The following is a 13,776-nucleotide window of genomic DNA, read 5'->3' as shown; positions in this document are numbered from 1 at the left end:
GACACCGCCTTATCTCGTGCCCATGCGTTCGATCCTGATGAAAGCCGTTCTTGCCCTGCTCGCACTCATCCTTGTGGTGATCGGGGTGATCGTTTGGGCCCAGTATTCCAATAGCTCCGAGCTTCCGGGCGATGCGACGGCGGGTAAGGATCCCAAACTGGTCGAGGCCGCCGCGCAGTGGATTCCCAGTGTGACCCTGGTGAAAACCGTGGGCTGGGCCGCCGGAGAAGCGCCTAAGCCAGCGCCTGGGTTGGCGGTTGACCGTTTTGCAGAAGGTCTCGATCACCCGCGGACCCTGCTGACGCTTCCCAATGGGGATTTGCTCGTTGCCGAAACCAATGCGCCAGCCGGAAACATGCCGAGCGGCATCACCGGTTTGGTGATGAAACGGATGATCGCCAGGGTGGGCGCCGGCGATCCTTCGCCCGACAAGATCGTGCTGCTGCGCGATGCCGACGGCGATGGCAAGGCCGAGCAAAGGTTCGTCTTCCGCACCGCGGACATGCACTCGCCCTCAGGCATGGCTTACGGCAACGGCAAGCTCTATGTCGCCAATCATGACGCCGTTCTGGAGTTTGCCTTCACCCCCGGCGCGACCGTGCTGCAGGGCGCGCCGAAGAAGATCATGGACCTGCCGGCGGGCGGCAATCATTGGATGCGCAATCTGTTGCTGAGCCAGGACGGCGCGCATCTTTATGTCGCCGTCGGCTCGGCCACCAACATCGCGGATGACGGTATGGAGCGGGAAACGGGACGGGCGGCGATCTGGGAGATCGATACTGATACCGGCCGCCATCGTCAGTTCGCCGCCGGTATGCGCAATCCCAATGGCATGGACTGGAATCCCTCGACCGGAGAAATGTGGGCGGCGGTGCAGGAGCGTGACATGCTCGGTCCCGATCTGGTGCCGGACTATTTCACCAACGTGCCGGTCGGCGCGCAATACGGCTGGCCGTGGATCTATTGGAAGACCACTTTTGACGATCGGGTCCAGTGGCCAATGCAGACCTACATGCTCGAATATACCCGCAAGCCGGAGTATGCGATGGGTGCGCATGCGGCAGTGCTGGGCGCTGTGTTCGCGAAGGGTGGGAACCGGATGGGTCAGGGCTACGAAAACGGCGCGTTCATTGCTCGCCACGGCTCCTGGAACCGGCGTCCGCCGGTCGGCTATGACGTGGTGTTCGTGCCGTTCGATGCTAACGGCAATCCAAAGGACGTGAAGCCCCAGCCCGTTCTCACCGGCTTCCTGATGGCCGGCGGGAAGACGCACGGCCGTCCGACCTGGGTGGCGTGGGACGGGACCGGCGCCTTGCTTGTCAGCGATGACACCGGCGGCATCATCTGGCGCGTCATTCGTCCAGGCGCAGCACCTTCACCGTCCATCAAGGCGGTACAGACGGAACACATGAAGCCGCTCAAGGAAATCAAGGATCCGACACTTCCCGAAAATGCCGGAGGGGCCGAAAACGCCGGGGGAGTGGAGGCAGGTTTCCGAAATGAGCCGGACAAGCTGCTGCCGTAAGCGCCGGTAAGGTGCGTTTCAGATCGCCTTGCCGGCGCGCCCGGCGAGTTCGTTGACGTATTGCCAGGCGACGCGGCCAGATCGGGCGCCGCGGCGGCGGGACCATTCCAGCGCATCGCCGGCTTCCCATTGCAGGCCGAATTCCGCGGCATAGCCTTCGATCATCGCGAGATAGGCGTCCTGGTCGCAGTTGTGAAAGCCGATCGACAGGCCGAACCGATCGGCCAGCGCCAGGCGATCATCGACAAGGTCGCGCGGGTTGATCGGATCGTCCTGCTCCGACATGGACCGCCCCACGATCGCCCGGCGGTTGGAGGTGACCGCCAGCCGAACATTGACGGGCCGGGCCTCAACCCCACCTTCCAACCACGAACGCAGCAGGCGCGGGCCGACGCTGTCACCTTCCTCGAAACCCAAATCATCGATGAAGACCAGGAAACGGCGATCGACCGTCGCCAGCTTTGCAAACAGGGTAGTAACCCCCGAAAGCGCTTCCTGCGCTACCTGGACAAGCGCAATGCGTCCGGGGTGTCTTGCCTGCGCGGCCAGGATGGCGGCACGCAGCACCGCGGACTTGCCCATGCCGCGTGAACCCCACAGCAGCATGTCGTGCGCCGCATGGCCGGCGGCAAGACGCTCGACATTGGTTACCACGCGCTCTTTTTGCGTATCAATTCCCCGCAGCAGTTCTAGCCCTGGAGCATCGAGGCGGCTCACCGCGCGCGCTGCGTCTCCGGTCCAGACGTAGGCCGGATAAGCCAGCCAATCGCAGGGCGCCAGCGATGGTGGAGCAAGCCGGTCCAATGTGTCGGCGATGCGCGAGAGAAGGGCGGCGTTATCGGGCGAAGAGGAAGTCATCCGCGTGCTTTTCCTTGGCAATCTTCTCGCGCGGCTATAGCGGCGAGCTATGGATCATGCCAGTCGACCCCTTGTACTGACTGCCGATCGGAAGGGAATCGGAGAAGCGGCGCGCATCCTGCGTGATGGCGGGCTGGTGGCAGTGCCGACTGAAACGGTCTACGGCCTTGCCGCTCGTGCGGACAGCGATGCGGCGGTTGCGGCGATCTACCGCGCCAAAGGGCGGCCCAGTTTCAATCCGCTGATCGTTCATGTCGCTGACCTGGCTTCGGCGGAGGCGCTGGCCACATTCGATGAGCGAGCGTTGAAGTTGGCTGCCGCATTCTGGCCCGGACCCCTTACCATCGTCTTGCCACTGCGCGTGGACGCTGCGATCGCCCCTGCCGTTACCGCGGGATTGCCGACGATCGCTCTGCGCTGCCCGGCTCATCCGGTCATGCGCGCGGTAATCGCTGCAGCCGGTCTTCCACTTGCCGCGCCTTCCGCCAACCGCAGCGGCGCCGTCAGTCCAACTCGTGCCGGGCATGTGGCGGCTTCATTGGGAGAGGGCGTCGAAGCCATTGTCGATGGCGGGGCCTGCGAGGCCGGGCTGGAATCCACTATTGTAGTGCTGCGCCATGATGGCCGCTGGCAGGTTCTCCGACCCGGTCCTGTGTCTGAAGCGTCGGTCGCGGCGGTGCTGGGCCGCTCCAGCGACGTTGTGACATCGTCAGCGATCGAAGCGCCCGGCCAGCTGGTCAGTCACTATGCGCCCGGCAAGCCGCTGCGCCTCAACGCCGTGACGGCGGAAGCTGACGAGTTTCATATCGGCTTCGGGCCGGTCGTTGGAGACGCTACGCTTTCTCCGTCAGGCAATCTGGAGGAGGCCGCTTCCTGCCTTTACGCCGTGCTGCACCGGGCCGCCGCCGCGACGCAGCCCCGGATTGCGGTGGCGCCGATTCCGGAACAGGGTATCGGCGCGGCCATCAATGACCGGCTGCGCCGGGCCGCGGCGTGACGCTTTTCAGTGGGGCGGGGGAGCAGAGCCGGAGAACTGCTGGATCTCAGCGTAATCGTTGCGCGCCTTGAGGCAAGCGTCCTCATCGCCTGCATCGCACTGGCGCAGGTGTTTCTGGTACTGCCGATCAAGCTGACCGATCTTTTCTTCACGATGGCGCATCTCGCGTCCGCGCTTTTCGTCAGCCTCGGACTGGCTGGTTGTGGCCATGTCGGCAGCTTTACCCGCAACACGTACGGGGGCCGTCACCACCTTGGTCGCAGTGCCGATGCAGCCGGACAGAAACGGGGCGGCGCAAAGCGCCAGCGCGGACATGAGTTTCGTAGTGGTCATAGGGCTTTGTTCACATACTCGCCTGACGAAACCATGAACAAATCGCCTCGCGCATGCAAAAAGGCCGCCTCCTTGTGGAAGCGGCCCCTTGGCGATGTTGATCGTGCCGGGAATCAGGCAGTCTCGGCCGCCTCGTAATACTTGGGCGCATGCTCATTGAGGATCGCGAGGATCTTCTTCAGCGCCGCCGGCTCATCGGTCTTTTCCATGGCGGCAAGCTCGCGCGCCAAGCGCGAGGAAGCCGCTTCGAAGATCTGGCGTTCAGAATAGCTTTGCTCGGGCTGGTCATCAGCGCGGAAAAGGTCACGCGTAACTTCGGCGATGGAGACGAGATCGCCGGAGTTGATCTTGGCTTCGTATTCCTGCGCGCGGCGCGACCACATGGTCCGCTTGACTTTCGGTTTGCCCTTCAAGGTATCAAGCGCCTCGCGCAGCGTCTTGTCCGAAGACAGCTTGCGCATGCCGATGGATTCGACCTTGTTGACGGGGACGCGGAGCGTCATGCGTTCCTTTTCAAACCGCAGCACGTAAAGCTCGAGCTGCATCCCGGCAATTTCCTGCTTTTGCAACTCGATGACACGGCCTACTCCGTGCTTCGGGTAAACAACGTAATCTCCAACATCGAAGGCGTCGGCCTTGGTTGCCATGTATCGTCCTTTCATCTGCAGAGGTTCGCGTTATCGGGCCGGGAGATGCCCGGGAGCTGCGACTAGGAGGCCAAACAGCCTCCGCCACCCGGTCAAAGATTTCTCCCCCCAACCGTTTGTTTCCGAACCCTGCCTCGTAATGAAAACGCCTGCCGATCGGGCGAGGCCCGGGCAGTTAAACGATTATATAGCATCGATGTGACAAAAACGCCAGAGGCGAGAAAAGGTTTACCCTTTTTCCGCCTTCCGACATTTTTTAATGGAGATGTTTGTGCCGTGCTCGCGCGGAAAGCGCAAGGGCTCCTCGTCAGTCGCCCTGGCCGGGTTCGGCCGAGAAGTATTTGTCGAACTTGCCTTCCTCACCCTTGAACTCGTCCGCGTCCGGCGGGGAATCCTTCTTGGAGGTCAGGTTGGGCCACTCCGCCGAATACTTGGCGTTAAGTTCCAGCCACTGTTCAAGGCCGCTTTCAGTGTCGGGCAGAATCGCTTCGGCCGGGCATTCGGGCTCACACACGCCGCAGTCGATGCATTCGTTGGGGTTGATGACCAACATGTTCTCACCCTCGTAGAAGCAGTCCACGGGGCATACTTCGACACAATCCATGTACTTGCACCGGATGCACGCGTCGGTGACGACATAAGTCATGGCTGCGAATTCCCTTCTTCAGGCATCAATGCGGTTGGCCGCTGCTATGGGATCAACCGGCCCGCCGTCAAGCACTCTGTAACAACCTTGAGCTTCGGGGGCCGGGCCACGCCGCAGAGGCAACGCGAGTATCTCGATCACGCGCACGCCGGCCCCGATCGGCACGGTCAGAACGTCGCCGACCGCGATCTTTTGATGCGCGCGGTCGATTCGGCGGCCGTTGAGCCGAATGTGGCCCTCATGCGCCATGGTCTGCGCGACCGGACGAGTCCGAGCCAGCCGCAGATACCATAGCAGCTTGTCTATCCTCATGCCGGAAAGCCCGTCACTTATCGGACCATCTCGGCAAGCGCGGCAAAGGCGCTGTTGAGCGGCGTCACCGGCGGGCGTTCCGGCTCGTCATTTCGCTTTTGCGGCGGACGCCAGCGCCAGCGCACGGGGGCTGACGGACCGTACGCGCCTTGCGCCAATGGGCGCGGCAAGATCGGCAGGAAGCCGCCCAGGCGCAGCAGCCGCGCATAGCTTGACGTGGTGAGGCCCATGGATATGGCGCGGGCCGGATCGAGCAGGAAATCGCGGGCCTTGCCTTTGGCACGTACTTCATGGGCTTCGCGCAGCAGCTTTTCGGCCATGTCCAGCCGCACCAGCTGTTGGCCCAAATTGCGGTAACCGGGAAGGCGATGGCTCTTGTCGGCGGGCAGTACCGGAGGCATTTCAGCTTCGGGCGCAGCGCCGGGTTTCCTCCCCGCCACGCGCGCAAGCTGGCGCCACAGCCCGATCGGGCCGGGGCGCAACATGGGGGGCAGGAACAAGTCAAGCGCACCCACGCGTACGCCGAGGCGGGCAAGCATGGTTCTGCGCGCCTTGTCGAGCCGTTCAATGCCTGAACCTTCGCGCGGCGTCATGCCACCGTGTTCGACCAGCACGATCAGCAATGCGCGCAGGTCCGGCCCCGCATCCTCGGCGCGGCTCGCCTCGTCCAGTTTGCGCAAGGGATCGAGCGGCGCCAGCGCGCTTTCCAGCCAGGCTTCGAGCGCGGCGACCAACGCCTTGCGTGAAGGCCCTGGAATGGCGTCAAGCGCACGATCCGGCACCAGCACCGGGGCCAGCAAGGAGCGTCCACGAGCAAGCGTCGCCATACGTTCCCCGCCCCAGACGAGTCCGCCGTCTTCGAGCGCGAGCGTTGCCGATCCCGCGTGAACGGTCTCCACCAAGGTGTCGGCGCGGGCTTGCAGCAACGCGGCCAGATGCTTCTCCGCAGCAGCCAGCAGCAGCTTGCGGTCAGAGAGCCGGGCACCGGGATCAACCTTGAACGAAAAGCCCTGCAGCGATCCAATATGCTCGCCTTCCACGAGCACTTCCTCATCCTCAAGCCTCACTGACAGCAGCCCGGCATCGGGCCCGAGTTTCTTCATGAGTACGGCGGTCCTGCGGTTGATGAATCGTTCGGTAAGCTTTCCGTGAAGCGCGTCGGAAAGTCGAGCCTCCACGGCTCGGGCGCGAGCGGCCATCTCGTCGCGGGCCAGCACCCAGTCAGGGCGTTGCGCGATATAAGCCCAGGATCGGATCGCGGCGATCCGACCCTGCAATGTGTCGATATCGCCCCCCGTGCGATCGAGCTGCGCGATTTGCGCGGCAACGAAATCGGCGCCTAACTCGCCTTCTCGCAAGTCCTGCCATAACCGGGCGACAAACCGTGAATGAGTCTCGGCGCCTTGCTGGCGGAAGTCGGGCAGGCGGCAGACCTCCCAGAAACGTTCCACTTGCGCCGCGCCTTGAACCGAGCCGCCAACTTCCGCTTCTTCCGCAAGCCGCTTGAGCACCGCCAGGTCGATCGCTTCCGGCGCGGTTGCCAGTTCAGGGCGCAAGGGTGGCGTTTCGAGATCGGCAATGAGGGTTTCCAAGCTGTCAAACCGCGGTTCCGGTTCGCGCCAGAACAACCTGGTCAGCGGAGGGAAGCGGTGCTCTTCAATCGCATAGATTTCGTCAGCCTCGAACTCCGCGTCGTGTCCCGCGGTTCCGGCCAGCGTGCCGAACGTTCCGTCCCTTTGATGCCGTCCCGCGCGCCCGGCGATCTGCGCCATTTCGGAAGTGGTTAGACGGCGGTGGCGCTGACCATCATATTTGGACAAGCCGGCGAAGGCGATATGCTCGACGTCGAGGTTAAGCCCCATGCCGATGGCATCGGTGGCGACGAGATAATCCACCTCGCCCGACTGATAGAGCGCCACCTGGGCATTGCGGGTCTGCGGCGAAAGTGCGCCCATCACCACCGCCGAACCGCCGCGAAAGCGGCGAAGCATTTCGGCGATGGCATAGACCTGCTCGGCGGAGAAGGCCACGATCGCGCTGCGCGGTGGAATGCGGCTGAGTTTCTTCGCGCCAGCGTGAGTCAGGGTGGAAAAGCGCGGGCGCGTAACGATCTCGGCTTCGGGCACCAGCGTCTTGACTAGCGGTTCCAGTGTAGCGGAGCCGAGGATCATGGTCTCCTCGCGACCGCGCGCGTGAAGCAGGCGATCAGTGAACACATGCCCGCGCTCGCGATCAGCGGCGAGTTGGGCTTCGTCGATCGCGACAAAGGCCATCGAACGGCTTGCTGACGATTCCGCGCCAGTCCAGCCGCTCGCGACCGGCATCGCTTCGGCGGTGCACAGCAGATAGCGCGCCTGCGGCGGTTCGATCCGCTCCTCTCCGGTAATCAGCGCAACGCTGTTTTCGCCCTTGATCCTGCAGACCCGGTCATAGACCTCGCGCGCCAGCAGCCGCAGCGGAAAGCCGATCATGCCGCTGGAATGCGCGCAGAGCCGCTCAATCGCCAAGTGCGTTTTGCCGGTATTCGTTGGTCCGAGCACGGCCTTGACCCCGATGGGGCCGTGATGTCGCGGTGAGACGAGGCGCGTCGGAATGGGCGGCGCGTGAACCATTATGCTTTGAATGTGGCACTGCCATTTGACACCCGCAAGTATCGGGCGACAGCAAAACGCGTTCGAAATCCACAGTCTTAGGACGGAATTAACCTCGAAGGGGCAAAACCTTTCGCGCGAGACCCAGGGGTGGGTCGCGGCCCGGACCATGATTCCGGGAATGTGGGTTGTAACGTCGACGCGATGGGGAACAGGGTGTTTGTTCAAGGCGCTGGAGCATAACGGCACGGGCAATGATGATCGGGCGTCACGCCCGGCGGCGCTTTCGCATGCGCAAATCGTGCGCGAGAGGCCGCAGCGGCGCGGCGTGCGCCTTAGCAAACGCCTTGCTGAATGCTTGCGCGCCTTTGAAACCTGGTGCGCGCGCATTGATCTGGCGCCTGATCTGGCCGCCGACATCGGCAGCCGCAAATGGCTGCGCGGATTTGCGACGTTGCTCAGTCTCAGCGCCACCGCCATTGCGATGTGGCCCGATTTCTCCGCTGTGGAAGCAGCCACTGCGGTCCCTTCCGTCAGCCAGGTGCGTGACGAGTTTCGCAGCCAGTCGATCACCCCGCTCGCGCTCGGCGCTGACAGCGGCCGCCACATGGGCGCAGGCCCCCTGGTGCGTCCGCTGAGCAGCGTCCCCGAACGTCCCAGCATCCAACTTGTCGCGACGCTGGGGCAGGGGGACAGCTTTGACCGGATGCTTGAGCGCGCTGGCTTGGCCGGCGGCGACATCACACGGGTTTCCCAGTTGGTCCGGCAAGTTGTTCCCGTGAACGACATCGCGTCCGGTACGCAATTCGATATCACCTTGGGCCGGCGCATGGCGGCGAATGTGCCGCGCGCGCTGGCGTCCATAGATTTTCGCGCCAAGTTCGATCTGGACTTGTCGATCGAGCGCGGCGCCGGGGGCAATCTGGCTCTGGTGCGCCACCCGATCACCGTCGACGACACGCCGCTGCGCATTCGCGGCACCGTCGGCTCCAGCCTCTATCGCTCGGCCCGAAATGCAGGCGCGCCGGTCAGCGCGATACAGTCATACCTGCGCGCGGTGGACAAGTATCTGAGCCTTGAGGACGACATCGGCACTGGCGATCAGTTCGATCTGGTCGTCGCTTACAAGCGTTCGGCCAAGGGCGAGCGGCAAATGGGGGACTTGCTCTATGCCGGGGTAGAGCGCGCCGGCAAGCCGCGCCTGCAACTGCTGCGCTGGGGCAGGGACGGACAGATGTTCGCTGTTTCATCAGTTGGCCAAACCCGCGCGGAGACGGTCGGCCAGCCGGTGGCGGGCTACATAACCTCGAATTACGGGATGCGCCGCCACCCCATTCTTGGCTATGTGCGGATGCACGCAGGGATAGATTTCGCCGCCCCTTACGGCTCGCCGATTCATGCGGTGGCGGACGGTATGGTCACTTACGCCGGGCGCCACGGTGGGCACGGCAATTACGTGCGTATTGAGCATGCCGGGGGCCTCGGAACCGGCTATGGCCATATGAGCCGCATAGCCGTTTCGCCAGGCATGTCGGTCCGGGCGGGGGAGGTCATCGGATATGTGGGATCGACCGGCCTTTCGACCGGCCCGCACTTGCACTTCGAGGCTTATGAGGGCGGCCATACGATCAACCCCGCCGGCATCAGCATCGTTTCGCGTCCCCAGATCGACAATGGTGAGAGCAATGCTTTCAAAGCGCGCCTCAGGGCTCTGCTGATGGTGCCGCCCGGCGCCGCGCTGAACGCCGTCGCCCCGATGCACAATGAACATGTGCAGGACCGGCGCGAAATCGATCGTCTGGCTCCGGCGCAAGTCGGCGGTTAGCTCTGCCGGTCCGGCGCGGGCGATTGAATTGCCCGCCCTTTTCCGGCAAGCACGGCCCATGTCCGGAACTTATCCCCATACCCGCCTGCGTCGCACCCGATCCACGGCCTGGAGCCGCGCGCTGTATCGCGAAACGCAGCTTACTGCGGCGGACCTGATCTGGCCGCTTTTCGTCACGGAGGGGGAGGGGGTCGAACAGCCCATCGATTCGCTGCCGGGCGTTTCCCGCTGGTCGGTGGACCAGATTGTCGTGCGCGCGAAAGAGGCGGCGGCCCTTGGCATTCCCTGCCTGGCGCTGTTCCCGAACACGCAGCCGGAACGGCGCAGCGATGACGGCCGGGAAGCGCTCAATCCGGATAACTTGATGTGCCGCGCTCTTCGCGCGATCCGGGATGCGTTGGGCGATTCGATCGGCCTGCTGACCGATGTCGCGCTTGATCCTTATACCGGTCACGGACAGGATGGCCTGATCAATGACTCCGGCTACGTGCTTAATGACGAGACGGTAGAGGTCCTGGTTGGTCAGTCGCTTAATCAGGCGGCGGCCGGGGCAGACATCATCGCGCCTTCGGACATGATGGACGGGCGCATCGGCGCGATCCGGGATGCGCTGGAGGATGCCGGTCACGTCAATGTGCAGATCATGAGTTACGCCGCCAAATATGCCTCCGCCTTCTACGGCCCGTTTCGTGACGCAGTGGGCTCGCGCGGGCTGCTGAAGGGCGACAAGAAGACTTACCAGATGGATCCCGCCAACGCCGAGGAAGCGCTTCGCGAGGTGGAGATGGATCTGGCCGAGGGCGCGGACAGCGTGATGGTCAAGCCGGGCTTGCCTTATCTCGATATCGTGCGCCGGGTGAAAGAGACGTTCGAGGTGCCGGTCTTCGCTTATCAGGTCTCGGGCGAATACGCGATGATCGAAGCTGCCGCAGCGGCCGGTGCGGGCGATCGGGATGCGCTCGTGCTGGAGACTCTGCTCGCTTTCAAACGGGCGGGCTGCTCCGGCGTTTTGACCTATCACGCCGCATATGCCGCGCGGCTGCTCAATGACTGAGCGGATCACGCGGCTCCCCGAGAGGATTTCATGATCGAACGTACAGACATCACGCTTGCCGCGATTAACGGCAAGGCGCCCCGCATTCATTCCAGCGCCTTCATCGCGCCCGGTTGCCGCATCATCGGCGATGTCGAAATCGGGCCGGATGCCAGCGTCTGGTACAACTGCGTGATCCGCGCCGACGTCCACCGAGTGGTGATCGGCGCGCGGTCCAATATACAGGACGGCACGGTCGTTCACTGTGACAGCCCAAAGCCCTCCAGCCCCGCCGGTTTTCCCACCATCATCGGCGAAGACGTACTGATCGGGCACATGGCCATGATTCACGGCAGCACGCTGGAGGACCGTGCCTTTGTCGGCCTCGGCGCGATCGTGATGGATGGCAGCCATATCGAATCGGACGGTATGCTGGCAGCCGGTGCGCAGCTGACGGGAAAGCGGATCGGTGCGCGCCAATTGTGGATCGGCCGCCCCGCCAAGTACCTGCGCGACCTTGACGATGCGGCCATTGCCGCCAATCGGGAAGGGGTGCAGGGCTACGTCATGAATGCGCGGAACCATGCACAGGCGCTTGGCCTTCGGGGCTGATGGCGAAACCGAAGGCGGATCTTCCAGCGCCCGGCGCGGTTCGCTCGCTGATCGACGGGGAAGGGCGGCTGGCGGTTCGGGTAACGCCCGGCGCGAAAGTGGAAGCGTTGGAGATCACTGAGGGAAAGCTTCTCGCGAAAGTTCGTGCCAAGCCGCAGGACGGAAAGGCCAACGATGCCGTGCGCGAATTGCTTGCCGCGGCGCTCGGTCTCGCTCCGTCCCGGCTCGAATTGTTGCGCGGCGCAACTTCGCGCGAGAAGCAGTTCAAGATCGGGTAGCGTTACCTCTCCGGCGTGTGCCAGTCGGGCGCCTTGATCCGGTTGTCGCGCAAGCGCAGGGCAAGGCCGAGGCCCACACCCACACCGATCGCCACTGTCAGATCGGTCAGCACCGTCAACACCAGCGTCAGAAGCAGCAGCACGCGGTCCTCTATCGGCGCCCGCCAGTAACTCCTCCACTTGTGCGGTTCGCTCATGTTCCAGGCGGTGATGAGGAGCAGCGCCGCCAAGGCAGGCATCGCCAGATAACCGGCAAGGGGCGCGACGGCCATCATCACGATCAGGATCGTCGCGGCGTGAACCATGCCCGCTACCGGCGTGCGTCCGCCGGCCCTGACATTGGTAGCGGTCCGTGCGATCGCCCCGGTCGCCGGAAGGCCCCCGAACAGCGCCGACCCGATGTTGGCCCAGCCCTGCGCCAGCACTTCGGCGTTGGGCCGATGCTGCGCCCCTTCCACCATGCGATCGGCCACCATTGCTGATAGCAGTGATTCGATAGCGGCCAGGAAGGCGATCACGAAGGCGGAGGGTAGCAGTTCCGTCAACCTCGCCAAACTCACCTTGGGCAGCATCGGCACAGGCAGGTGGTTAGGCAATTCGCCGTAGCGGGAGAAGATGGTGTCCACTCCCTGGTGAAGTGCCCATACCGCCAACGATACTGCGCCGAGCGCGAAGATCGGCCCCGGCACACGCGGAAACAGGCGACGCAGCGCCACGAGCAGCGCCAGAGTGGCGAGGCCCGCGGCGGTTGCCGCCCAGTTGATTGTCGCTCGCGCCGCCCAAAGCGCTTCCATCTTGCCGAGGAACTCAGCCGGCGCATGCGATGCGCCCAATCCAAAAAAGTCCTTAAGTTGTCCGCTCGCGATGATGACCGCTATGCCGATGGTAAAGCCGTTGACTACGGCTTCGGGCACAAAAGCGATCAGATTGCCCACGCGCAACAGCCCGGCCAGCAACAGGATCGCGCCGGCCATCAGCGTGGCCAACACTAGCCCATCGTAGCCGTGCTGAGCGATCACGCCATAGACCACGACAATGAATGCGCCTGTCGGCCCGCCGATCTGAACCCGGCTCCCGCCCAGCATCGAAACCAGAAAGCCGCCGATGATGGCGGTGATGAGGCCCTTGGCTGGATCGGCCCCGGACGCGATGCCGATGGCGATGCTCAACGGGATCGCGACCATGGCGACAGTGATGCCGGCCACCACGTCCGCCGCGAGAAGGCGGCCGGTGTAGGTTGGCAGCGTGGTCAGCAATTTGGGTTTCATGGGAGAAGGCTATTCGGCATAAGCGGCCTGGTAAAGAAGCTTGTGTTTCAGCGCCGTCAATTGCGGCCCATCCCTCGTGCAAGTTGGGTCAGGATATCGCTCAGCGCTCCAGCCATTTCAGGAGGTTGTGGGGCCACGTCGGCGATGGCGCGTTGCATGGCTTCGGCCCATTGATCGGCGGTTTGCCTGTCGATGGTGAAGGGCTTGTGCACGCTCATCATGCAACGATCGGGATTAGCTTCGAACCAGTCGCGCGGACCCCCGGCCCACCCGGATAAGAACCGAGGCAGCGCCTCGCGCATTGGGGCAAGATCGGCCGCATGCATGGCCCGCAACTCGGCATAAGCGGGGTCGTGCTCCATCAGGTCGTAGAAGCGGTTGCAGATCGCTTCGAACACTGGCGCTCCGCCAAGACGATGGAACGGGGTGTTGGGCACGCTTTCGTTTTCGGCTTCTGCGGGCACGAGGCGGTCTTTCCGACAAAAGGAGCTTTAGGTTGCTGCATTAGCCCAAGCTTTTCGCGCTTAACCTTGATCCCGGTCAATCACGGATCATCGCACGTAAAGTTTCGATCCGATCAGCGTCATTGGCGGGCTTGTCGGCGCGCATGATCGGAATGCCCGTGCGTCACCAGCGCCCGCGCGACGAGCCGTGCCGGATCGATCCAGCAATCGGCGGGAACGACGTGGATCCCCCGGGGCTCGGGTCGGATCCGGGAGAAATCGCGGGCCATGAGATAAAGAATGGGGCGGAACCGCGAGAGTTCCACCCCCTTTGTTCTCGGCTACCGGCGGTATTCAGGCCCTTTCCCAAAGCGAAAGCGCCGGCCGGAAGAGCCTGGTATTATTCGT

The 13,776-nt window shown here is 63.5% G+C and carries 14 protein-coding genes and 1 pseudogene; 6 read left to right on the top strand and 9 right to left on the bottom strand.

Annotated elements, in window-relative coordinates:
- The first annotated feature begins 22 nt into the window (after positions 1-22).
- Positions 23-1,525, top strand: a complete 1,503-nt coding sequence (locus V7D69_RS13560) for a PQQ-dependent sugar dehydrogenase (protein ID WP_442947063.1) — start codon at positions 23-25, stop codon at positions 1,523-1,525.
- An 18-nt stretch (positions 1,526-1,543) separates the two neighbouring features.
- On the opposite strand, the gene V7D69_RS13555 is transcribed toward V7D69_RS13560, so the two are convergent.
- Positions 1,544-2,383 (bottom strand): DUF815 domain-containing protein, encoded by an 840-nt coding sequence (locus tag V7D69_RS13555; RefSeq protein WP_333606065.1) that lies wholly within the window; start codon positions 2,381-2,383, stop codon positions 1,544-1,546.
- Positions 2,384-2,432: 49 nt separating this feature from the next.
- On the opposite strand from V7D69_RS13555, the gene V7D69_RS13550 reads away from it, so the two are divergent.
- The gene (locus V7D69_RS13550) at positions 2,433-3,380 is read left to right on the top strand and encodes an L-threonylcarbamoyladenylate synthase (protein ID WP_333606064.1); all 948 of its coding nucleotides are present in this window, start codon (positions 2,433-2,435) and stop codon (positions 3,378-3,380) included.
- Positions 3,381-3,386: 6 nt separating this feature from the next.
- On the opposite strand, the gene V7D69_RS13545 is transcribed toward V7D69_RS13550, so the two are convergent.
- From V7D69_RS13545 to V7D69_RS13525, 5 genes are all read right to left on the bottom strand, one after another.
- Positions 3,387-3,713 (bottom strand): hypothetical protein, encoded by a 327-nt coding sequence (locus tag V7D69_RS13545; RefSeq protein WP_324061007.1) that lies wholly within the window; start codon positions 3,711-3,713, stop codon positions 3,387-3,389.
- A 113-nt stretch (positions 3,714-3,826) separates the two neighbouring features.
- Positions 3,827-4,360: a CarD family transcriptional regulator gene (locus tag V7D69_RS13540; protein ID WP_333606063.1), complete on the bottom strand. Its 534-nt coding sequence runs from the start codon at positions 4,358-4,360 to the stop codon at positions 3,827-3,829.
- Between the two features lie 307 nt (positions 4,361-4,667).
- Positions 4,668-5,006, bottom strand: coding sequence for a ferredoxin FdxA (gene fdxA, locus V7D69_RS13535; RefSeq protein WP_333606062.1), 339 nt, complete (start codon positions 5,004-5,006; stop codon positions 4,668-4,670).
- An 18-nt stretch (positions 5,007-5,024) separates the two neighbouring features.
- Complete coding sequence (locus tag V7D69_RS13530; protein WP_333606061.1) at positions 5,025-5,318, bottom strand: RNA-binding S4 domain-containing protein; 294 nt, start codon at positions 5,316-5,318, stop codon at positions 5,025-5,027.
- A 17-nt stretch (positions 5,319-5,335) separates the two neighbouring features.
- Positions 5,336-7,930 carry a helicase-related protein gene (locus V7D69_RS13525; RefSeq protein WP_333606060.1) on the bottom strand — a complete coding sequence of 865 codons (2,595 nt, stop codon included), beginning with the start codon at positions 7,928-7,930 and terminating at the stop codon, positions 5,336-5,338.
- A 199-nt stretch (positions 7,931-8,129) separates the two neighbouring features.
- Between V7D69_RS13525 and V7D69_RS13520 the strand changes: the two genes are divergently transcribed.
- The 4 genes from V7D69_RS13520 to V7D69_RS13505 are packed head-to-tail and all read left to right on the top strand — an operon-like array spanning position 8,130 to position 11,657.
- Complete coding sequence (locus V7D69_RS13520) at positions 8,130-9,734, top strand: M23 family metallopeptidase (RefSeq protein ID WP_324062462.1); 1,605 nt, start codon at positions 8,130-8,132, stop codon at positions 9,732-9,734.
- A gap of 58 nt (positions 9,735-9,792) precedes the next feature.
- Positions 9,793-10,788, top strand: a complete 996-nt coding sequence (hemB, locus tag V7D69_RS13515; RefSeq protein ID WP_324062464.1) for a porphobilinogen synthase — start codon at positions 9,793-9,795, stop codon at positions 10,786-10,788.
- 30 nt (positions 10,789-10,818) lie between these two features.
- Positions 10,819-11,379, top strand: a complete 561-nt coding sequence (locus tag V7D69_RS13510) for a gamma carbonic anhydrase family protein (protein ID WP_324062466.1) — start codon at positions 10,819-10,821, stop codon at positions 11,377-11,379.
- Positions 11,379-11,657, top strand: coding sequence for a DUF167 domain-containing protein (locus V7D69_RS13505; protein WP_324062468.1), 279 nt, complete (start codon positions 11,379-11,381; stop codon positions 11,655-11,657). The genes V7D69_RS13510 and V7D69_RS13505 overlap by 1 nt, the downstream gene beginning before the upstream one ends.
- 2 nt (positions 11,658-11,659) lie before the next feature.
- On the opposite strand, the gene V7D69_RS13500 is transcribed toward V7D69_RS13505, so the two are convergent.
- From V7D69_RS13500 to V7D69_RS13490, 3 genes and pseudogenes are all read right to left on the bottom strand, one after another.
- On the bottom strand, positions 11,660-12,925 hold the full coding sequence (locus V7D69_RS13500) for a SulP family inorganic anion transporter (RefSeq protein WP_333606059.1): 1,266 nt from the start codon (positions 12,923-12,925) through the stop codon (positions 11,660-11,662).
- A 56-nt stretch (positions 12,926-12,981) separates the two neighbouring features.
- Positions 12,982-13,389 (bottom strand): group II truncated hemoglobin, encoded by a 408-nt coding sequence (locus tag V7D69_RS13495; protein WP_324064087.1) that lies wholly within the window; start codon positions 13,387-13,389, stop codon positions 12,982-12,984.
- Positions 13,390-13,526: 137 nt separating this feature from the next.
- Positions 13,527-13,658: pseudogene (locus V7D69_RS13490) on the bottom strand (ligase-associated DNA damage response exonuclease); the annotation flags it as partial.
- Positions 13,659-13,776 lie beyond the last annotated feature (118 nt).

It is taken from the genome of Novosphingobium sp., assembly GCF_036733805.1.
In the GTDB taxonomy this organism is placed as follows: Bacteria; Pseudomonadota; Alphaproteobacteria; order Sphingomonadales; family Sphingomonadaceae; genus Novosphingobium.
Note: the sequence above shows the minus strand (reverse complement) of the source record. Positions and strands in the feature narration are given on the sequence as shown.

Bases quoted from the DNA above. Each gene is read 5' to 3' on its own strand.
- V7D69_RS13560 (WP_442947063.1), top strand. From the start codon at position 23: ATGCGTTCGATCCTGATGAAAGCCGTTCTTGCCCTGCTCGCACTCATC.
- V7D69_RS13555 (WP_333606065.1), bottom strand. From the start codon at position 2,383: ATGACTTCCTCTTCGCCCGATAACGCCGCCCTTCTCTCGCGCATCGCC.
- V7D69_RS13550 (WP_333606064.1), top strand. From the start codon at position 2,433: ATGGATCATGCCAGTCGACCCCTTGTACTGACTGCCGATCGGAAGGGA.
- V7D69_RS13545 (WP_324061007.1), bottom strand. From the start codon at position 3,713: ATGACCACTACGAAACTCATGTCCGCGCTGGCGCTTTGCGCCGCCCCG.
- V7D69_RS13540 (WP_333606063.1), bottom strand. From the start codon at position 4,360: ATGGCAACCAAGGCCGACGCCTTCGATGTTGGAGATTACGTTGTTTAC.
- fdxA (WP_333606062.1), bottom strand. From the start codon at position 5,006: ATGACTTATGTCGTCACCGACGCGTGCATCCGGTGCAAGTACATGGAT.
- V7D69_RS13530 (WP_333606061.1), bottom strand. From the start codon at position 5,318: ATGAGGATAGACAAGCTGCTATGGTATCTGCGGCTGGCTCGGACTCGT.
- V7D69_RS13525 (WP_333606060.1), bottom strand. From the start codon at position 7,930: ATGGTTCACGCGCCGCCCATTCCGACGCGCCTCGTCTCACCGCGACAT.
- hemB (WP_324062464.1), top strand. From the start codon at position 9,793: ATGTCCGGAACTTATCCCCATACCCGCCTGCGTCGCACCCGATCCACG.
- V7D69_RS13510 (WP_324062466.1), top strand. From the start codon at position 10,819: ATGATCGAACGTACAGACATCACGCTTGCCGCGATTAACGGCAAGGCG.
- V7D69_RS13505 (WP_324062468.1), top strand. From the start codon at position 11,379: ATGGCGAAACCGAAGGCGGATCTTCCAGCGCCCGGCGCGGTTCGCTCG.
- V7D69_RS13500 (WP_333606059.1), bottom strand. From the start codon at position 12,925: ATGAAACCCAAATTGCTGACCACGCTGCCAACCTACACCGGCCGCCTT.